Below are 19,542 nucleotides of genomic sequence, written 5' to 3' on the forward strand. Positions count from 1 at the left end.
GATCGTTGGTGCCGCATGATCGGGTACTACGCACACCATCACGGATCCGGGCACGTGACGCGGGCGACATCGATTGCTACCTCCCTCGATGAACCGCTCACTGTGTTGTCCTCGCGAAACCGACCCGCGCACAGCGAGGTCGAGTGGATTGTCCTCCCCCTCGATACAGATGAGACAACCGCCGATTCTCACGATCCGACGGCAGGTGGCATCGCACACTGGGCACCGACAGGGGTGCGCGGACTTACCGACCGTATGGCCACGATCGCCGAATGGGTCGCGCGAGAACGGCCGACCCTGTTCGTCGTGGACGTGTCGATCGAGGTCGCATTGTTCGTCCGACTACTCGGGGTCGACGTCGCGGTCATGGCGATGCCGGGCGACCGCACCGACGAGCCGCACCAGCTTGCCTATCGGGCCGCGACACAGATCATTGCGCCGTGGGCGCAGTCGTTCTACGATCCGCCGTGGCTGCATCCGTACGCCGCCAAGACGAGCTATGTCGGCGCAATCAGCCGATTCGACGGGCGCCCACGGGAGTCGACGTCGACCGATTCCACCGTTGTAGTGCTCGGCGGAGCGGGCGGAACAGCGTTGAGCACGTCCGATGTCGGCGACGCTGCATCTGCCAATGCGCAATACCGTTGGGTACCAGCAGGTGTCGACGATCGATCCTGGGTCGATGACGTGTGGCCGACGTTGTGTTCGGCCACCGTCGTCGTCACGCACGCCGGGCAGAATGCAATAGCCGACTGTGCGTGCGCCGGGGTGCCGACGATAGTGATCCCACAGGAGCGCCCGCACGGCGAACAGCGCGCGACTGCGAAGGCACTCGAGACTGCAGGCGTCGCCGTGCTGGTCGATGGATGGCCCGATCCCGGGACGTGGACGAGTTTACTGACGCGCGCACGTGCTCTCGATTCCGCGGCGTGGGGCTCCGTGCGTCAACCGGGCGCCGCCGCACGAGCAGCGCGGATTCTCAGCTCCGTCGCCGAAAGCAGGTCCGCCCAGTGAAGACGACGGTGATCACCGTCGTCTCGGGTCGGCACAAGCATCTGACCGCGCAGATCCACGGACTACATCGATCGTCGCTACCACCGTCGGAGCACGTCGTGGTGTCGATGGGAGACGATGACATCACCGATGTCGTCCGTGCCGCGGGCAGCAACGCCACGGTCGTTCGGATGGACACGTCAGGTCCGTTGCTTCCGCTCGCGTCGGCCCGGAATCTCGGCGCTCGTATTGCGATGTCGAATGACGCCGATCTCCTCGTCTTCCTCGACGTCGACTGCATACCTGGCGTCGATATGCTCGCACGCTACGCAACTGCAGCGGACGGCGGAGGCGGCGACCGGAACCTCTTGTGCGGCCCCGTCACGTATCTGCCACCGAGTCCGTCCGGGTGGTCGGCCGAAAGTCTGCATGCTGCCACCGATCCGCACCCGGCGCGTCCGAACCCACCGCCGGACGCGGTACTGGTCGGCACCGACTACGACCTGTTCTGGTCTCTGTCCTTCGCATCGACACCGAACACGTGGGCCGCGACCGGTGGATTCGACGAGAACTACGTCGGTTACGGCGGCGAGGACACCGACTTCGCAGCCACCGCGCGCGCAGCAGGTGTCGGACTGAGATGGGTCGGCGGCGCACATGCGTACCATCAGCACCACCCGGTGTCGTCACCTCCCGTCGAGCGCCTCGATGACATCATCCGTAATTCGGCTCTGTTCCACCGACGTTGGAACAGGTGGCCTATGACAGGCTGGCTCGACGAATTCGAACGGCGTGGGTTGATCGAGAGGGACGACTCGGGAGAGATACGTCGCATCGGTTGACGGGTGAACTTCACCGTCTCGGGGTACACAACCGATACCTATACCAAAGAACACCGAGGACTATTCGACGATGCCAACACCTCACACCAGTTCCGTTGCGGACCGGCCACCGACGCTCACCAGGGCGTGGGCGCCGGATCTGGATCCAGATCGTCTCTACGCACTGCTGAAGCTCAGGGTGGAAGTGTTCGTCGTCGAGCAAGCCTGGTTCCATCCGGAGCTCGACGGATACGACCTGCTGCCGCGCACGAGACACTTCTGGGTCGAACGCCAGGGTGCAGTGATCGGAACCGTACGGCTGGTGGAAGGGACAGAAGACGGCGCACGCGTCTATAGCCTCGGCCATCTGTGCACCCGCCGAAGCGATCGCGGCCACGGCCACACGACCCGGTTACTCCAAGCGGCATTGGCGGATGTCGGCGAAGCACCGTGCCGAATCGATTCGCCGAGCTACCTCGTCGAGATGTACACCCGCCACGGATTCGTCCAGTCCGGCGAGGAGCGGTTGGACAACGGAGTACCGCTGGTTCCGTTGCTACGGAACCAGCGGTAGCCGACCTATTTACTTGCGGAGTTTCCCTCGGTGTCGTCCACGAAGGCCCACTCGCCGTCGTGGTTGACCTCCAACCTCCACCCCAACTCGCTGTTGTCGGCTTTCTCGTCGATGAACCATGCGTACGCATCTTCTGCACTGTCGATGTCTTTGGTCGCGACGACGTCGCCGGTCGGGTTCAGAACTCTGTAATCAGCCATAAGGATCCCGTACCCGTCGGAGGGGGACATCCAAACGTGTTTACCGACCTTCCCGTGGGGTACTGAGCAGCAATGATCGATGCGAGCACCCCTTACCCCCTTGGGGTTTCCCTACTGCCCGACGGCACCGCCGACGTCGCCGTCTATTCGGAGACCGCCGATTCCGTCACTGTCGTAGTCGTCGACGACAACGGCGACGAGGTGTCCGCGACGGCGTTGCGTCACCGAACCGGTCACGTCTTCCATGGCTTCGTCGAGGGTCTGTCGAACGGCACCAAGTACGGGCTTCGAGTGGACGGACCGTGGGATCCGGCGGAGGGGCTGCGTCACAACGCAAACAAGCTTCTACTCGATCCGTATGCACGCGCAATCGCAGGCTCCGTGGACTGGAACGAGTCGGTGTTCTCGCACCATCACGAAGCACCGGAGACGCTGAACGACGCCGATTCGGCGCCGTCGATGATGCTGTCGGTCGTTGCCGTCTCCGAGTTCGACTGGGGTTCGGACGCGCCTCCGCGAACTCCCCTGAGCCACAGCGTTGTATACGAAGTGCACGTCAAAGGCTTCACCGCACAGCATCCTGACGTCGACGAGAGCATCCGCGGGACGTACGCCGGTCTCGCGCATCCAGCGGCGGTGCAGACTCTTGTCGATCTCGGTGTCACCGCGGTCGAACTGCTTCCTGTTCACCAGTTCGTCCAGGATTCGCACCTCCTCGAAGAAGGTAGACGGAACTACTGGGGCTACAACTCCATCGGCTTCCTGGCCCCGCACAACGAGTACAGCAGCGCCGGTGACACCGGCGGACAAGTCGACGAATTCAAGTCCATGGTCAAAGCCATGCACGCAGCGAACATCGAAGTCATTCTGGACGTCGTTTACAACCACACGGCCGAGGGCAACCATTTGGGCCCGACGTTGTCTCTCAAGGGAATCGACAATCGTTCGTACTACCGCCTGGTCGAAGAGGAGAGAAGTTCGTACTTCGACACCACGGGTACGGGCAACAGCCTCAACGTCGGACACCCGGCTGCACTGGCCCTGATCATGGATTCACTGCGGTACTGGGTCACCGAAATGCACGTGGACGGGTTCCGGTTCGATCTGGCGAGCACACTGACCCGCCAGGACTCCGATCTGGACAAGCACAGCGCCTTCCTCGACCTCGTTCATCAAGATCCCACATTGGCCTCGGTCAAGCTCATTGCCGAACCCTGGGACACCCACGGCTACCAGGTCGGCGGTTTCCCCGCCCGATGGTCGGAATGGAACGGCAAGTTCCGCGACGATGTCCGAGATTTCTGGCGCGGTGAAGCCGGTTCGCTCGGCGCCTTCGCACAACGGATCACCGGCAGTCCTGACGTATACGAAAGTACGCGGCGCCCGACACTGGCCAGCGTCAATTTCGTCACCGCCCACGACGGATTCACCCTCGCCGATCTGAACAGCTACGACGACAAGCACAACGACGCGAACGGCGAGAACAACGAGGACGGTGAGTCCGACAACCGCTCGTGGGGTTGCGGCGCAGAAGGGCCGACCGAGGACGACGGTGTGCTCGCACTTCGGGCACGCCAGCAGCGCAATCACCTTGCCACACTGCTGTTGTCGGCTGGCGTCCCGATGATCCTCGGCGGAGACGAGATCGGTCGGTCGCAGCACGGCAACAACAATGCGTACTGCCAGGACAACGAGATTTCCTGGTACGACTGGGCGGGGGCCGACCGTTCACTGCAGCAGTTCACCGCGGACCTGATCGCATTACGGACAGAGCACCCAGCGCTACGTCCGACGTGGTTCCGGCACGACAGCGACTCCGACGCCGCGACGTACGTCGACTTCTATCGCGCCGACGGCCACAAGCTCGCCGACGACGACTGGACCGACGGAGCCGCCCACTCGCTGATGGTGGAGCTGGCCTCGACAGACGACGATTCCACCTTCGGCTGGTTGGTGAACTCATCGGGCAGCGCCGTGGAATTCACGTTGCCGTCAGCGGACTGGCGGCAGGTGATCTCCAGTGACCCGGATCAGGCGTACGAAAGTTCAGGTCCGTCGATCCTCATCCGCGAGCATTCTTTCACGTTGTTGGCTCGCTGATCTGCTCAGAACCAGGCCGGGTCCATGTCGAGCGTCGTTCGGTCCAAGCTGGACAGTAGATCGAGTTGCGGTGCGACCTTGGGGAGTTCGTACACGAAGAAGTACCGGGCGGCCTGGCGCTTACCGTCGTAGAAGTGCCCGCTCTTGCCATGGACGGCGGTAAGCTGCTCGAGCCACATCCAGGCGATCACGATGTGGCCCATTGCTTCGAGGTACACCGAAGAGTTCGCAAGCGCCACATCCGGTTCTCCGGTGGACCACAACGTTGCCGTGACGGCAAGGACATCCGACCACGATGTTTCCAACTGGACGCTGTACTGTGCTGCGTCCGAGCCTAATTCGAGTGCTCGCTGTACGGTGTCCGCGATCCGAGAGCCCAGCAGCTCCAGCGCCGCGCCGCCGTGCATCGTGACTTTTCGACCGAGCAGGTCGAGGCCTTGAATGCCGTGCGTGCCTTCGTGGATCGGGTTGAGCCTGTTGTCCCGGTAGTACTGCTCGACGTCGTAGTCCCTGGTGTAGCCGTAACCGCCGTGCACCTGGATGGCCAGATTGTTGGCTTCGAGACACCACTGCGATGGCCAACTCTTGGCAATCGGCGTCAGCAGGTCCAGCAACAGAGTCGTGTCGGCCCTCAGCCTATCGTCTTCGGTGGTGTCCTGCTCGTCCACCAGTCGCGAGCAGTACAGGCCGAGAGCCAGCGCACCTTCGACGTACGACTTCTGGGCCAGGAGCATCCGCCTGACATCTGCGTGCTCGATCAGAGCCACCGGCGGTGACGACGGATCCTTCGCCCCGAGGGGGCGGCCCTGCGTCCGAACTTTCGCGTATTCCAGCGATTTCATGTACCCGACATAGCCGAGCGAAATCGCCAGAAATCCGACACCGATCCGGGCCTCGTTCATCATGTGGAACATGTAGGACAACCCACGGTGTTCCTCACCGACAAGGTAGCCGACGGCCCCGGATTCGCCCGCCACCGAATGTGTTCCGTCGCCGAATTCGAGTAGCGTGTTCGTGGTTCCGCGGTTGCCCATCTTGTGATTGAGACCGACGAGCGTGACGTCGTTACGTATGCCGTCGGGAAGAACCTTGGGAACGATGAACAACGAGATGCCCTTGACTCCAGCACCTCCACCAGCAACCTTCGCCAGTACGAGGTGGACGATGTTCTCGGTCAACTCATGGTCACCCGCGGAGATCCACATCTTGGTCCCGGAGATCCGGTAGCTACCGTCACCCCTATTCACCGCGCGCGTGGTGATATCGGCGAGTGACGAGCCTGCCTGCGGCTCGGACAGGCACATCGTGCCGAAGTACCTGCCCTCCAGCATCGGGCGTACATAGTCGTCGATCTGAGTGGAAGTGCCATAGGTGGCGATCAGGTTCGCATTGGCCATGGTCAGGAACGGGTAGGCCGAGGTCGACGCGTTCGCGGCCTGGAACCACGCCATCGCGCCCCGCGCCACCGTCGTCGGAAGTTGCATCCCGCCGAGAGACTCGTCGAATTGACCGGCGATCAGACCTGCAGCTGCATAGATGTCGAGGGCTGCCTTCACCTCGTCGATCATCTCGACGGTACCGTCCGGTCGCATTTTCGGTTCGACGGAATCGGAGAGCTTGTTGTGCGGTTCGAAGTGCTTGTGCGCGATGTCGGCACACAGGTCGAGCACTGCGTCGAAGGTGTCCTTGGAGTGCTCCGCGAAACGCTTCCTGGCCGTCAAGGACTCCACATCGAGCCATTCGTACAGGAGAAAATCGAGGTCGCGGCGGGACAGTACGTCGGTCATCTGATGGATCCGTTCACGCGGGGGTGTTGTATGCACCCTCACACTAGGCGTTCACATCGAGACCGGCCCTCGGCACTGTCCAGTCGCGCGGCGCACGTGCTGCGCACGCTATGGCGCGCTCCACAGCGTGAGGCGCCGCGACAGCAGGGAGCAACAGCGCCCACATCTCAGCGAGGCGCTCGTACAGGTCCACACGCCCATACAGCACTTCAGACAGCACTTGCACTCCGGTGAACGCCCCGACGACGAATTTCGCCAACGCTTCCACATCGATACCGTCCGCGAGGTCGCCCTCCCCCGCAGCTCGGGTCGCGAGTGTCCGGATCGAGTCGATCCAGTCCAGATACGGCCGTTGGACCGGGCCCTGAATGCTGCCGATCTCGAGCGTCAGACGCATTCCCCCACGGGCGACCGGCTCTTCTACCAGCTGACGAGCCATCTCCTGGCTGACGAAGACGAGTGCGTCGAGGGCGACCGGTACCTGTTCGGTGACGGCCTGCACGCCATTCATGGCCAACTGATGCTGCGCTTCGATCACCGCGTGCGCCAGCTCCTCCTTGGACGCGAAATGGAAATACATTGCGCCCTTGGTCACCCCGGCATGGGCGAGGATGGTCGACAGACTCGAGGTTCCGTAACCGAACTTCTCGAAGCTGATCGCAGCGCCCAGCAGGACGGCTTGGCGGGTGTTCTCAGCACGCTGCTGCATTATTACCGACCCATCCGCCTACTCGTTCGCTCGCGCTCGGCGTTCTCCACGTGTAGTGCACCGGTCAACCATATCCGCTTCGACGTAGGTTGTTCGAACGACATTGCCCGACGCCGCCCGAGGTCAGGCGTGGTCCGACCTGTACAGGGCCGCCTGAGGTAAGTCAGCTGTGTTGCCGGACGGCCAATGCAGGGGATCGTCACCGAGCCCTTTCAGCTGCACCATCTGCTCTCGGCACCAGGGCGACACATCGCCACCGTCGTCGACGAATCGAACGAAGTCTTGCCACGGATACCAGTCCGCCCGTGAGACCTCTGCCGGATTCGAATTCGGGTCCGGACCGTCGTAGACAACACCGAACACCGGACAGAGCTCGTTCTCGACAATGCCGTCCGTCATGACCGCTCGGTAGCGGAATTCGGGGAGCAACAACCGGATTCCGGACACCTTTATGCCGAGCTCTTGCTCGAGCCTGCGGACGACGGCAACTCCGAGATCTTCCCCGGGCGACGGGTGACCACAGCAACTGTTCGTCGTCACCGAAGGCCATGTCTTCTTGTCGTCGGCTCGCTGTGTGATCAGAACTTCGTTGCGAGAGTTGAAGACATAGCAGGAGAACGCGAGATGCAGTGGCGTGCGTCTTGTGTGAACAGTCGCCTTCGGCTGCGTTCCGACGGCCGATCCGCCCTCGTCGACCAGAACGACGTGTTCGGTGACCAGAGATGGTGTCGTTGGCATGAGCTCCATGTTTCCAGACTCGGCGAAACCCGTCACACCGTTGGGCGCAGCGCATCGAACAGAAGGGTGGATGACCAGCCGTCGAGTCCCGCGAGAAGTTGAGATGTTTGTAGTGAGCGCTGTGGTGGGTAGTTCGGCAACCGGTGGCGACCCGAATGTCCGAGCCGCCGCCGGCATGTTCGGAGGAATTGAGACCACAGCTCCTCCGGATGTGCCTCTCGGCGCGGCAGCTAGCCCGCGCCATCGTCACTCGACCGATCGTGCCCGCAACCGATGGCCTGCTGCCAGTCGAACTTCGAATCGCAACCGTCGGTTTATGAACCCGTTACTCGAACGCAGCCGAATCGTGATGGACGACGGAGCTACTGCACTGCGACCATGTCAGCGATTGCGCGCACGTCTTCGGCAGCCAGCGGATGCGTACCGATCATGACCTGCCGTCTGAGTAAGCCGTCGACGGACATCGCGAACAACTCGGCTGCCGCAGTGCTCGGCGGCGCACCCGCCGCAGCCCGTCCATCCCGCACCAGCTGCACGAACGCCGCTAGCTGAACGTCGAACGCATCCCGCAGCTCAGGATGCGTCAGAGACTCCCCCTGCAGATGATGCCTCGCGATCACTCTCGCTCGGTTGGCCTCGGAACACATGTCCGTGACGAACCCGACGACGGCATCGACCACGGCTCGGTGCGACCATTCCTCGAGCGAGAAGTGCTTCGTCGCGGTGTCCATGTCCCTGAGGAACACCTCCCGCAGAGCCATGGTCAGCAACTGCGTCCGACTGGGGGCGTGATAATTCACCGCACCCGGCTTCAACCCGGCGGCCGCGTCGACCGCACGGTGCGTCAGTCCACGCGATCCCTTTTCGGCGAGCACCGTGACCGCAGCCGCGGCCAGCTCGTCCTTTCGGGTCCGCTCCATGTTCCGACCATACGACACCCCCGACTCCCCTGCTGCGAAAACGGCGCTCGTCGACCGCGAGGCTCGAGCCTGCGGTCGTGGCAAATACCAAAGAGCACAGCCAATTTCGCAGTGCGACATTTCGGGCTATGAGCAGCATCACGCTTCGAACGACGCAACCTTGGGCATATCCTTACCCAAGGTAACGAATTTACGCCGACGACGGAGGGGATTCGCGTATGACATCCACCATGGACACCAGGCTCGAACATCGATTCGCCGAACTGCATCGCATCGACGAACAATTTCGCGCAGCAGAACCGAATCCACGCGTAGCCGATACTGCGCGAGCCCTCCGACCGAATCTGACCCGAATCGTGTCGGAAATCATGGACCGATACGCCGACCGGCCTGCGCTCGGCTTCCGCGGCCGGGAGACCGTGACCACGGACGGCCGAACAGAATCTCAACTGCTTTCGCGGATGGATACAGTCACGTACGCGGAAGCCTGGGACCGAGCAGGCGCAGTGGCTGCAGCACTTGCCGACGGCGAAAATCGGATAGAGCCAGGCGATTTCATTGCCACACTCGGATTCGCCGGCGTCGACTACGTCGTGACCGAGCTGGCAACCGTGCGCCTGGGTGCAGTCGCCGTGCCACTCCAGGCCGGAGCCACCGCGCACCGCCTCGTCGACATCGTGTCCGAGGCCGAACCGAAGCTCATCGCCGCCGACTCGGAGAATCTGGCAGTGGCGGTCGACGTGGCGCAGCATTGCCCGTCTGTACGCATGATCCTCGTACTCGATCACGATGCCCGCACAGATGCCGACCGCGATCGCCTCACAGCTGCACAGACATTCGACGTTCACGTCGAACCGATCGCCGACGCGATTGCGCGCGGCCAAAAGCACTCGACATATCCTCTGGTCGAATCCCACGACCCCGAACGGCTCGCGACGCTCATCTACACATCCGGAAGCACCGGAACCCCAAAGGGTGCAATTCACACCGAGCGAATCGTGTCGGGAACGTGGACAGGTGCCTGGCACAGCACTGGCTCGTCCGACGACACCGGCCCCGGCTTCCCGGTCGTCACCCTCGACTACTTGCCGATGAGCCATCTTGCCGGACGCGGGCTGGTGTTCTCGACGTTGGCAGCGGGTGGAACGGTGAACTTCACTGCTGCCAGCGACCTTTCGACTCTGTTCGAGGATTTTTCCCTCACCCGCCCTACGCTTGCGTTGTTGGTGCCACGCGTGTGCGAGATGATCCGCCACACCGCCCTTGCCGAGATCGACCGACGCATCGACGCCGGCGCAGACCCAGACTCCGTTCGCGAGACCGTTCTGACCGAGTTCCGTGACCACACGTTCGGCGGTCGCATACTCGCCGCGGTCGTCGGGACTGCTCCGATCGCCGCAGAGGTCAAGAACTTCGTCGCCGAACTCCTGGACACACAGGTCCAGGACAACTACGGGTCGACCGAGGCCGGAATGGTGTTGCAGGACGGCGTCGTCAGGCGTCCGCCCGTGATCGACTACAAGCTCGACGACGTTCCCGAGCTCGGATACTTCGGTACCGACACACCTCACCCCCGCGGCGAGCTGCTGCTCCTGACCGAGTCCATTACGCCCGGATACTACAAGCGCCCGGACGTCACGGCGGAGATGTTCGATGCCGAGGGCTACTACCGAACCGGCGACATCGTCGCCGAGCTCGCGCCCGACCGGCTCGCATACGTGGACCGTCGAAAGAACGTCCTCAAGCTGGCACAGGGCGAGTTCGTTGCGCTTGCTCGCCTGGAAGCACTGTTCGGAGCCAGCGAGCTCGTCGACCAGATCTTCCTGTACGGCAACAGCGAGCGATCCTACCTCCTCGCTGTCGTCGTCCCTGCCGCCGGCGCGCACGAGCGGGGCGCGGTCACGGCGTCGCTCAACAGGATCGCTCGTGAGCAGGGGTTGAATTCCTACGAGATCCCCCGTGAGGTGATCGTCGAACACGAGGCGTTCACGCAGGAGAACGGGCTACTCTCGGGTGCAGGAAAACAACTGCGCCCCAAGTTGGTAGAGAAGTACGCCTCGGTTCTCGAGTCCCGTTACACCGAACTCGAGCTGTCGCAGACCGACCGCCTTCGTGAACTTCGGAGGCTGGGCCCGGACGCACCGATACTCGCCACGGTCGGCGACGCCGCGCAGGCACTACTGGGATGCGCGAGTACCGAGGTACGTCCCCATGCCCGGTTTGCCGACCTCGGTGGCGATTCCCTGTCCGCGCTGACGTTCTCGGATCTGCTGCGGGACATCTTCGAAGTGGAAGTTCCAGTAGGGGTCGTCACCGGTCCGTCCACCGACCTGAGCGCGCTTGCCGACTACATCGCGTCGCGGTCGGGTTCGAACGGCGACACCATCACTTTCGAGTCGGTACACGGCAAGGCGGCTACGCGCGTGCACGCATCGGATCTCGAGCTCGGTGCTTTCCTCGACGCCGATGCACTCGATGCTGCGGCATCGGCCGAGTTGCCACGTACGGATACCCGCACTGTGCTGTTGACCGGTGCCAACGGCTATCTCGGACGCTTCCTGTGCCTGGAATGGTTGCAGCGGATGTCCGACGTCGGCGGGACCGTCGTATGCCTGGTGCGCGGGCGCAACGCTTCGGACGCACGGGCGCGGCTCGATGCGGCGTTCGATTCGGGTGACCCAACCTTGTCCGCTCGGTACCAGCAACTTGCCGACGCTGCGTTGCAGGTCGTCGCCGGCGACATCGGCGAGACTCGGCTCGGACTCGACGAACGGACGTGGGACTCGCTGGCTCGACGCATCGACCGGATCGTCCATCCAGCCGCACTCGTCAATCATGCTCTCCCATACCAGCACATGTTCGGCCCCAACGTCGTCGGCACTGCCGAGATCGTTCGACTCGCCACGACCGATCATCTCAAGCCGGTGACCTACCCGTCCACGGTTGCGGTCGCAGCGGGCGTCGAGAACTTCGTCGAGAACGGTGACATCCGCGTCGAGAGCCCGTCGAGAAGCGTCGACGAATCGTACGCAAACGGGTACGGAACATCCAAATGGGCAGGTGAAGTTCTGTTGCGCAACGCTTTCGAGAACTTCGGGCTGCCGGTAGCCGTCTTCCGATCGGACATGATCCTCGCGCACAGCGCCTATACGGGCCAGCTCAACGTCCCAGATGTGTTCACCCGATTGATGCTGTCCGTCGCCGCGACGGGATTGGCACCCCGTAGCTTCTACCGCACCGACACTGGGGCTCCGCTCGACGAAGCCGGGCGTCCGCGCGCTCACTACGACGGACTGCCCGCCGATTTCAGCGCAGCAGCGATCACGGCGCTGGGCGGTGCCGCTGTCGACGGCTATACCACGTACGACGTGCTCAACCCGCACGACGACGGCATCTCCCTCGACACGTTCGTCGACTGGATGATCGAGTCCGGCCGTCGTATCGAACGGGTCGAGAACTACGACGAGTGGTTCACCCGGTTCTCGGCCGCGATCGACGAGCTGCCCGAAACGCAGAGGTCACGTTCGCTACTGCCACTACTGCACGCATACGCGCAGCCGGAGGTACCTGCAGCAGGTGCACATCTTCCTGCGGACGTGTTCCGCGGCGCCGTCGTCGAGCGGGGCGACGACATTCCGCATCTCGACCGCGCACTCATCGAGAAGTACCTGAGCGACCTCGAACAGCTGGGCCTGCTCCCACCGGACTGACTCCTGTCCCCCGTGCCGAGGGGCGGCTACACCTTGCGGGCGAGCACGCGCGGTAGCCGCCTTTTCGGGCCGGGAGGATTGTTCGCGAGGTCCTGCAGCAACGCGTCCACCGTCTCCTCGGCATCGACTTTGTTGTCGCCTATGCCTCCGGTGGCGCCGCGCTTGGCCCATCCGACGACGTACCGTCCGTTCACGGTGGTTCCGTCCTCATCGGTCATGCGTCCCCCGACATTGCGAATCGCACCGCGCTCGACATCGAAAGGTAGTCCGGGGGAAGGAGTTCCGCGATAGCCGATAGCAAGCAGAACGAGATCGGACGCGACCGTCGTTGCGCCGGCGAAGTCGACCGACTCGACCCGATCTGTGCCGTTCACTCGCACAGGCGCACGACCGAAGGCGAAGACAATCCGACGCTTGGTTGTCGGAATCGCGCCCTCGTAATTCACCACACCCTGTAGAGCGGACGCAGGTGCCGAGATCGGCAGATCATCGATGACGGACAGGGCTTCCGGTTGGCCACTCACTGCCACCTCGACGCTGCGCCGGGACACGAGTGCTTGGCATTCGGAGCGCGTGAATGCCGCAAACTCCGGCCCCCGCCTGGCCGCGACAACAACTTCCTTCACGGTGCTGCGACGTAGCGCTGCGAGAGCGTGCGACGAAATATCCGTGCCGACGAGGTCTTCGGGATCTGCCGTGAGAATCCGGGCCGCGTCGAGTGCGACATTTCCGTTGCCGATGATCGTAACTCGCTCGATGCCGTCGAGATCGATTGCGTCTGTACGCACACCTGGATGGCCGGTGTACCACCCGACCAACGTTCGTGCGCTGACCGAGCCTGGAAGGTCGATTCCCGGGATGTCCAGCGGCCGATCACTGTCTGCGCCGACCGCATACACGACAGCGTCGTACCTGCGATGCACTTCCTCGTGCGTGATGTCGACGCCGACTTCGACACCCAGCTTCATCGTGACCCGTGGGTGAACGAACAGGCTTCGGAAGTGCTCACTGATCTGCCGTGTACCGATATGGTCCGGCGCGACGCCGAATCGGGCGAGACCGCCCGCGACATCGAGTTTGTCGTAGAACGTAATTCGGCTGGTCGGAACTCGCAGAAGCGCCTGTGCCGTGTAGCTCGCGGACGGCCCCGTTCCAACGATCGCCACATCGAACCGAGCGAAGTCGTTGACCGCGGCGGGCGGGAACTTAGGCGGATCCCACTGCGCGAGGGCCGGCTTGTTCTGGTAATACTCGGCATTGATGTCGGCATAGATCGCTTGATCATCGGTCAATCTCGACACCCGAGTGATCGCGTCCACCGGGCAGGCGTCCGCGCACGCGCCGCAATCGATACAACTACGGGGATCGATGTACAAGAGGTCGGTCTTGCCGAAATCCGCCTCCCCCGGCGTCGGGTGGATGCAGTTGACCGGGCAAACCGACAAGCACGATGCGTCGTTGCAACAGTTCTGAGTTATCGCGAAAGCCACGTTGGATCCTCGTAATCGGCTCTGACAGTGGTGATCACAACGAGTCCGATCACAGCATGTGCAGGCGCTTGTAGATCGCCTCGGCCGGCTTGGTGACAAGCCCGCAGTCGTGCAGGAATGCCATGAGGTGCTCGCTGCTGGTCCGCATCATCATGTGGTGGTGAGCGTTGTTCTTCGCCTCGCGGACCGCGCGGTCGGTGTCCAGCCCTGCGGCCGCGTACACACCCTTGTTGACCATGTTCGAGACGATGATGCGTGCCGCTATCGCAACCACGAGTGCGCTCGTCTTGCGCCGCGCGACACCCTTGCCTTCGATCCGTTCCCGCATCTGCTGCCGCGCGAATGTCATATGACGGGACTCCTCGACGACGTGGATCTTGCTCGTCGTGCGCACCAACGGAAGCACGTCCTCGCCGCGCATCCAGTCGCGCTGCATCACGTCGAGAACCTCTTCCGCGACGAGAATTCCGCCGTACGCTGCCTCGGCCGATGCGAGGGCCTTGAACCCGCGGCCGAGCTCGATGCTCATCCGACGCGGCAGATAGGCCTTGATTCCCATCTTGGTGCACGCGCGAGCGAACATGATCGAGTGCCTGCACTCGTCGGCGATCTCAGTGAGGGCGAACTGGAAGTCCGAATCCGACGAATCCTTGCAGTACTGATCTCGTAGGACCATCTGCTGAAGAATCATCTCGAACCAAATGCCGGTACTCATGATCGAGCACACCTCATGACGAGTCAGCAGAATGCGCTGGTCCTCCGACATTTCGTTCCACAGATCCGTGCCGTACAGCGTGCTCCACTGAGGATTCAGACCGTAGAGTTTCGGGTCGAGTTCCTCTTCCCACGCCACGTCTTCAGCTGGGTCATATGAAAGCTGTGCAGCCGAATCGAGCAATCGGAGCGAGACATCCTCGGCATCGAGAACGCCGGTCCCTGTTGCAGATGTGCTGGTCATGGGTGCATCCATCCTTCCATCGACAGTGAAGCCGCATATGTGTTACCCACTTTACCAGTTACTTCTAGTTGCAGTCACTTATTCGGAACGAGGCACCGCGTTGGCGTACCTTTCGATGTGGTCGAGCCACGCGGTTCGACCACGCAACCATGGTCTACGACGGCGCACCGATCTTCGATCACTTCAAGATGGTCTCCCCCGACACACTGATGGGCATCATGAACGGCAAGTCCGCCCTGGTTCTCGACGGCGGTCATCACTACTACTTCGCCCTCGAACGCGAGTAACGACACGCCATCATGTAGAGGCTGGGGTGCGGTCGTGTCCGAGACCGTACAGGGTCGCGTTGACAGTGTCGACGGCGACGACGATAGCCGAGATCGCCTCCGCCTCCGAACCTGCGCCGTCGAGGTCGGCGCGCACGACATCATTCAGCCGCATGGCCTCGGGAAGGCGAAGGTTCATCATCTGCGCGTACGGGCTGTGGTGACGGGCGGGGTCGTACCCAAGTTCGTCGAGAGCATCCGCGACTGCCTCGAGAAGATCGGCAACGTCCGCGCGAAGTCCTTCCTGACACGCGTCCGCCTTGTGCGAGAGTGCCTCGACCCCCACTACGACTGCTGCAAGTGAGATCAGGGTGCGATCCAATGCGATGGCGACCGGGCGATAGATCCGTTCCCCGCCGACCCTGCTCCATCGCGTTCGCCTGATGTTTCCGCGCAGACTGTCCTTGCCTCGATCGAGCGCTGCGGTAACTCCGGTAGCCTTCAACAGCGCCCACAGATCAGTTCGAAGTTCCCCCTGCACGTGCTTTCCGTCCTTGACCGCACGAGCCAGATCTCGCAGAAGCTGGGCCTGCCCCCGCGACCGCTCGACGACGAGATCCCTCGCTTCCGACAGAAACTCCGGTGGCAGAACGAGTGCGTTGACACACACCCCGACGAGCGCGCCGAGGGCGACGTCGGCAATACGGAACATCACCATGGTCTCGTCCATCGCGCTTCCATAGAGGAGAACCAGCAGGGCAGTGATCGCGACCCACATCCCGTCGGGCGCGAAGATACGCAATCGTCCGACAGCCGTTCCGATTGCCACCGAGGCGGCAAGGGCGGCCACCGGCGGCAGCGTTACGACCGTGGCCGCAGCCACGGTGACCCCCGCCACGACGACTCCGACCTGCCGCAAGGCCGCTGTGCCCGACGCACGTACTGTCACCCCGATCATGAAGAGGGCCGTGTACGGCGCGAGAAAGCTCTGCGGACTTTCGATCACGCGATCGGACAGCCACCACGCCACCAGAGCCGCGATGGTCGACTTGGCGGCGGCCACCAACCAAGGACCGCCGATCTTGCGCACAACTGAGCTACCCCGCATGACGATGAACTACCCTCACGCTGGAGTGGCAAACCCGTGCACAGTCACTGCCTGTTCGCGATCGATGTGTGAAGTAGCAACCTTCGGGTATCGCACTCATCAGCAGAAATCGGTGCAGCCAAAGCCGTTTCGTCTGCGCTACCCTCCCGTGTCAACGCACGAGTCGCGACGCGTGCGCTGACAGGTTCTCGAAAGGCTCCCGATGACGACAAGAAGTACCGTTGTTCGCGATCTCCATGACGTTGGCGGCGCGGGAAGGTTCGGCAGTTCACTGATGGGCGCGATCGGCTTCGCGGCGCGCGCTCACTGACGTGCTCCGCCGGAGTACGGACCCGACATCACCACTCGGGCAGAGGGAATATTTCACCAGGTGGTCGGAACTGCACAGCAATGTCGATCCGATATCCACACGGTTTCTTGCGCCATGGCTCCGGTCGATGTATGCGCTGGGTCGGCCACTCGTCGAACGCGGGATATCACCCAACACAGTGACGTCGTTGGGCGTTGCGTTGGCCGTGTCCACCATCGCGGCGTCGGCTGCAGGTTCGCGGTGGCCGTTGCTCGCCGGTGTCGTCATCCTGATATCGGCGGTATCGGACGGTGTGGACGGCGCCGTTGCCGTCATCGGCCAGTCCGAAAGCCGTTGGGGCTACGTATTGGACACGGTTGCGGACCGGTGCAGCGAATTGTGCTTTCTCGCATGTGCATACGTTCTCGGCGCACCCCCGGCGCTGGTGGTTGCGATAGCCACACTGACACTGCTTCAGGAGTCCGCGCGTGCCCGGGCCGTCGGCGCCGGACTGGACGACATCGGCATTCTGACGGTATGGGAGCGGCCATCACGGGTGGTGACGGCATTGGTGGTCACGATCGGCTGCGGGCTGGCCCCGGGCGCAACGGATCTCGTCACACTGATGTCGAGTCTTGTCGGTGTGAGCCTGGCGCTCATCGGTTTCGTTCAACTGATGGTCGTTCTGCGTCGCCGATTGCACTGACCTGATCGTAGGAATAGATCACCACCCATCCGATCAGCACCAAAACATGCAGAAGGAACATCCACAACGCGACTGCGATACCGCCGCCGATGACATCGAGGCCACCGAAGGGAGCTCCCAGGTCGACCGGTATCGCCAGGAACAGCACGAACCCCTGCACGAAGCCCGCGATGAACGACGAGGCCACCAAAGACCCGACGATCAAGACCCGCCATCGAATTCGGTGCGGTGCGATAACGCCGTATACCCATCCCAGCGGTACTGCGAGCACCAGCCACAGGCACTGAAATCCAAGCCAGACTCGCAGAGTGAGCGCCCCAGCACCTCCATCGGTCGTGAACTGTTTCAAGCCTGCCGAGACTGCTAGGAGCACCGACAGCAGCACCGGCGCCAACAGCACGAAGGGCAGCACCAGCACACGACCACGCCAGCCCATGAACCGTTCTGTCGCCGGAGTGAACTGCGTCAGCGCGCGACGCAGACCCTCTCCATAGAATGAGGCGGGGAACAGTGCGACGACGATTCCCAACGGACCCAAGCCAACTCCGGCCTGCACGAGTGCGGACAGCGCCGCGCGAGCACCGAGAGTGTCCGGTAACAGCAGTGCCATGTCCTCGAATCGATCGACGACCCACTCCCTCGAGATCAACGCGCTGGTTGCTCTCGTGGTCAGCAAGAGCAGCGGGACGATCGCGATCGCGGCGTAGAACGTCAATCCGCCGGCGACGATCGCCATGTCCTGACGCCCCAGATCGACTCTCGCCACCCGCGCGGCGACGATCAGGCGCGCGGCGATCGCCCTCGCTCCGGGCGGAGCACTACGAAGGACGTCGACCATGGTGCCTGCATGTCCGCAACGTCGGTGCACGAAACGTCCACAGCCACCGACGATCAGACCGGTAGGTCGGTTCAGCGCGAGGTTTGCACGTTCGATTCGAAGTATGTCGGGGCTATGCTGGCTTCAGTCCTATCCGCTGAGACCCGAGGCAATCGACATATGAGCGTGATACTGCGCCGCACGAGTGCAGAACCGCATCGCTTCGTGTCTCGGTTCGACACGCGTACCGCGATGGTGATCGTGAGCGCATCGGGCGCCCTCCCGCTGCTGGGCATCGCGATGATCTCCCCCACATTTCTCAAACCCGGCGCTCTCCCCCTGTTGTCCGCAATCGTCGCATTCACGGCAGTCACCGTCTTGTCCGCAATCAAGATCGGCCGCCTGACCGATGCGCAGTTCGCCGTTCTCGGATCGGGTGGCATGATCGGCGTCGCGGTCTCGGCCTACCTGATCGCGGATCCGTCCGGAACTAGAGCGGTCACCTCGATGCTCGCCGTGGTGCCTGCTATCGCGGCCTCCGGATCACCGCCACGCGTAACTGCCGGACTCACGACGGCGTCGGTGCTACTGGCTACCTGGCTCTCGATCATCACGCTGTCCGATTCCGGTCTTGCAGTGACGTTCGTCGCCGTCGGTGCAGCAGTGACTGCAGTTCTCGTCCCGGTCATCTTGATCGCGGCGTTGCGACGGTCCCTGCTCGCGGTAAACGGTCGCCTCAGCGTGCTGGCCAACACCGATCCCCTGACCCGGCTGCTGAACCGTCGCGGGATGCTGTCCCAGGTCGAAGCGCTCCTGGACAAGGCTTGCATGAGCCGGGGCCAGCTATGGGCCTACGTTGTCGACATAGACCACTTCAAGGCGGTCAACGACAGCCTCGGTCACGCGGCAGGCGACCGAGTTCTGGTGACTATCGCCGATGCACTCAGGCACGCCACCGACCGGACCGGTTCGCAGGAAGCCATCGTCTCCAGGATCGGAGGGGAGGAGTTTCTGATCCTGACCGAACTGCAACCGAGGACCCCACTCGAAACCGCGATTCTCGAGCGCGTCAGGTCGGAATGCGACGTCACGGTCAGTGTCGGTTCAGTAACTGTCGACGTCCGGGCGTCGCTCGACCCGCGACTGAGCTTCGGCACTGCTGGTGAGAGTCCGCACGTAGAGCACGTCATCGACACGATCATGCATGCTGCCGACAACGCTCTCTACGATGCGAAGACAAGCGGGCGGGACAGAGCATCCCACGCCGGTGCCGTCCTGGTGACGTGGGAAGCGCACACTCCCGAGGAACGCGGCGAGCTGGCCGCGGAGGTCGTGCGACGCGCAATGCCGTGAGCG

General features: G+C 62.8%; 16 protein-coding genes and 1 pseudogene. 8 read left to right on the forward strand and 9 right to left on the reverse strand.

The window, feature by feature from the left end; all coding sequences use genetic code 11:
• The first annotated feature begins 54 nt into the window (after positions 1-54).
• The 3 genes from WDS16_RS14495 to WDS16_RS14505 all read left to right on the forward strand — a co-directional run bounded on the left by WDS16_RS14495 (position 55) and on the right by WDS16_RS14505 (position 2,388).
• Positions 55-1,014 (forward strand): glycosyltransferase, encoded by a 960-nt coding sequence (locus WDS16_RS14495; RefSeq protein WP_338885957.1) that lies wholly within the window; start codon positions 55-57, stop codon positions 1,012-1,014.
• On the forward strand, positions 1,011-1,835 hold the full coding sequence (locus WDS16_RS14500) for a glycosyltransferase family 2 protein (protein ID WP_338885958.1): 825 nt from the start codon (positions 1,011-1,013) through the stop codon (positions 1,833-1,835). The genes WDS16_RS14495 and WDS16_RS14500 overlap by 4 nt, the downstream gene beginning before the upstream one ends.
• 70 nt (positions 1,836-1,905) lie before the next feature.
• Complete coding sequence (locus tag WDS16_RS14505) at positions 1,906-2,388, forward strand: GNAT family N-acetyltransferase (RefSeq protein ID WP_338885959.1); 483 nt, start codon at positions 1,906-1,908, stop codon at positions 2,386-2,388.
• 5 nt (positions 2,389-2,393) lie between these two features.
• Here WDS16_RS14505 and WDS16_RS14510 read toward each other — a convergent pair whose 3' ends face one another.
• Positions 2,394-2,588: a hypothetical protein gene (locus tag WDS16_RS14510; protein ID WP_338885960.1), complete on the reverse strand. Its 195-nt coding sequence runs from the start codon at positions 2,586-2,588 to the stop codon at positions 2,394-2,396.
• 72 nt (positions 2,589-2,660) lie between these two features.
• Between WDS16_RS14510 and glgX the strand changes: the two genes are divergently transcribed.
• Positions 2,661-4,688: a glycogen debranching protein GlgX gene (gene glgX, locus WDS16_RS14515; RefSeq protein WP_338885961.1), complete on the forward strand. Its 2,028-nt coding sequence runs from the start codon at positions 2,661-2,663 to the stop codon at positions 4,686-4,688.
• A gap of 5 nt (positions 4,689-4,693) precedes the next feature.
• Here the strand turns inward: glgX and WDS16_RS14520 are convergent, their stop codons facing one another.
• The 4 genes from WDS16_RS14520 to WDS16_RS14535 all read right to left on the reverse strand — a co-directional run bounded on the left by WDS16_RS14520 (position 4,694) and on the right by WDS16_RS14535 (position 8,842).
• Entirely contained in the window at positions 4,694-6,475 is a 1,782-nt protein-coding gene (locus WDS16_RS14520; RefSeq protein WP_338885963.1) for an acyl-CoA dehydrogenase, read from the reverse strand.
• A gap of 43 nt (positions 6,476-6,518) precedes the next feature.
• Positions 6,519-7,184, reverse strand: a complete 666-nt coding sequence (locus tag WDS16_RS14525) for a ScbR family autoregulator-binding transcription factor (protein WP_338885964.1) — start codon at positions 7,182-7,184, stop codon at positions 6,519-6,521.
• 123 nt (positions 7,185-7,307) lie between these two features.
• Positions 7,308-7,922 carry an isopentenyl-diphosphate Delta-isomerase gene (idi, locus tag WDS16_RS14530; RefSeq protein ID WP_422395671.1) on the reverse strand — a complete coding sequence of 205 codons (615 nt, stop codon included), beginning with the start codon at positions 7,920-7,922 and terminating at the stop codon, positions 7,308-7,310.
• A 362-nt stretch (positions 7,923-8,284) separates the two neighbouring features.
• Positions 8,285-8,842, reverse strand: coding sequence for a TetR/AcrR family transcriptional regulator (locus tag WDS16_RS14535; protein WP_338885965.1), 558 nt, complete (start codon positions 8,840-8,842; stop codon positions 8,285-8,287).
• A gap of 218 nt (positions 8,843-9,060) precedes the next feature.
• On the opposite strand from WDS16_RS14535, the gene car reads away from it, so the two are divergent.
• On the forward strand, positions 9,061-12,552 hold the full coding sequence (gene car, locus WDS16_RS14540; RefSeq protein WP_338885966.1) for a carboxylic acid reductase: 3,492 nt from the start codon (positions 9,061-9,063) through the stop codon (positions 12,550-12,552).
• A gap of 26 nt (positions 12,553-12,578) precedes the next feature.
• Here the strand turns inward: car and WDS16_RS14545 are convergent, their stop codons facing one another.
• Both WDS16_RS14545 and WDS16_RS14550 read right to left on the reverse strand, forming a co-directional pair.
• Positions 12,579-14,042, reverse strand: a complete 1,464-nt coding sequence (locus tag WDS16_RS14545; RefSeq protein WP_338885967.1) for an FAD-dependent oxidoreductase — start codon at positions 14,040-14,042, stop codon at positions 12,579-12,581.
• A gap of 49 nt (positions 14,043-14,091) precedes the next feature.
• Positions 14,092-15,000 (reverse strand): diiron oxygenase, encoded by a 909-nt coding sequence (locus WDS16_RS14550; RefSeq protein ID WP_338885968.1) that lies wholly within the window; start codon positions 14,998-15,000, stop codon positions 14,092-14,094.
• 143 nt (positions 15,001-15,143) lie between these two features.
• Between WDS16_RS14550 and WDS16_RS14555 the strand changes: the two are divergent.
• Positions 15,144-15,287: pseudogene (locus tag WDS16_RS14555) on the forward strand (DUF4334 domain-containing protein); the annotation flags it as partial.
• A 10-nt stretch (positions 15,288-15,297) separates the two neighbouring features.
• Here WDS16_RS14555 and WDS16_RS14560 read toward each other — a convergent pair.
• Entirely contained in the window at positions 15,298-16,374 is a 1,077-nt protein-coding gene (locus WDS16_RS14560) for an FUSC family protein (protein ID WP_338885969.1), read from the reverse strand.
• Positions 16,375-16,811: 437 nt separating this feature from the next.
• Between WDS16_RS14560 and WDS16_RS14565 the strand changes: the two genes are divergently transcribed.
• The gene (locus WDS16_RS14565) at positions 16,812-17,369 is read left to right on the forward strand and encodes a CDP-alcohol phosphatidyltransferase family protein (protein WP_338885970.1); all 558 of its coding nucleotides are present in this window, start codon (positions 16,812-16,814) and stop codon (positions 17,367-17,369) included.
• Here the strand turns inward: WDS16_RS14565 and WDS16_RS14570 are convergent.
• Positions 17,320-18,207: a YihY/virulence factor BrkB family protein gene (locus tag WDS16_RS14570; protein WP_338885971.1), complete on the reverse strand. Its 888-nt coding sequence runs from the start codon at positions 18,205-18,207 to the stop codon at positions 17,320-17,322. The two genes, WDS16_RS14565 and WDS16_RS14570, sit on opposite strands and share 50 nt — an antisense overlap.
• 159 nt (positions 18,208-18,366) lie before the next feature.
• Between WDS16_RS14570 and WDS16_RS14575 the strand changes: the two genes are divergently transcribed.
• Positions 18,367-19,539: a GGDEF domain-containing protein gene (locus WDS16_RS14575; RefSeq protein WP_338885972.1), complete on the forward strand. Its 1,173-nt coding sequence runs from the start codon at positions 18,367-18,369 to the stop codon at positions 19,537-19,539.
• Positions 19,540-19,542 lie beyond the last annotated feature (3 nt).

Source organism: Rhodococcus sovatensis, assembly GCF_037327425.1.
Taxonomy (GTDB): Bacteria; Actinomycetota; Actinomycetes; order Mycobacteriales; family Mycobacteriaceae; genus Rhodococcoides; species Rhodococcoides sovatense.

Bases quoted from the DNA above. Each gene is read 5' to 3' on its own strand.
- WDS16_RS14505 (WP_338885959.1), top strand. From the start codon at position 1,906: ATGCCAACACCTCACACCAGTTCCGTTGCGGACCGGCCACCGACGCTC.
- WDS16_RS14520 (WP_338885963.1), bottom strand. From the start codon at position 6,475: ATGACCGACGTACTGTCCCGCCGCGACCTCGATTTTCTCCTGTACGAA.
- WDS16_RS14575 (WP_338885972.1), top strand. From the start codon at position 18,367: ATGAGCGTGATACTGCGCCGCACGAGTGCAGAACCGCATCGCTTCGTG.
- glgX (WP_338885961.1), top strand. From the start codon at position 2,661: ATGATCGATGCGAGCACCCCTTACCCCCTTGGGGTTTCCCTACTGCCC.
- WDS16_RS14570 (WP_338885971.1), bottom strand. From the start codon at position 18,207: ATGGTCGACGTCCTTCGTAGTGCTCCGCCCGGAGCGAGGGCGATCGCC.
- WDS16_RS14525 (WP_338885964.1), bottom strand. From the start codon at position 7,184: ATGCAGCAGCGTGCTGAGAACACCCGCCAAGCCGTCCTGCTGGGCGCT.
- WDS16_RS14535 (WP_338885965.1), bottom strand. From the start codon at position 8,842: ATGGAGCGGACCCGAAAGGACGAGCTGGCCGCGGCTGCGGTCACGGTG.
- car (WP_338885966.1), top strand. From the start codon at position 9,061: ATGACATCCACCATGGACACCAGGCTCGAACATCGATTCGCCGAACTG.
- WDS16_RS14510 (WP_338885960.1), bottom strand. From the start codon at position 2,588: ATGGCTGATTACAGAGTTCTGAACCCGACCGGCGACGTCGTCGCGACC.
- WDS16_RS14560 (WP_338885969.1), bottom strand. From the start codon at position 16,374: ATGCGGGGTAGCTCAGTTGTGCGCAAGATCGGCGGTCCTTGGTTGGTG.
- WDS16_RS14565 (WP_338885970.1), top strand. From the start codon at position 16,812: ATGTATGCGCTGGGTCGGCCACTCGTCGAACGCGGGATATCACCCAAC.
- idi (WP_422395671.1), bottom strand. From the start codon at position 7,922: ATGCCAACGACACCATCTCTGGTCACCGAACACGTCGTTCTGGTCGAC.
- WDS16_RS14550 (WP_338885968.1), bottom strand. From the start codon at position 15,000: ATGACCAGCACATCTGCAACAGGGACCGGCGTTCTCGATGCCGAGGAT.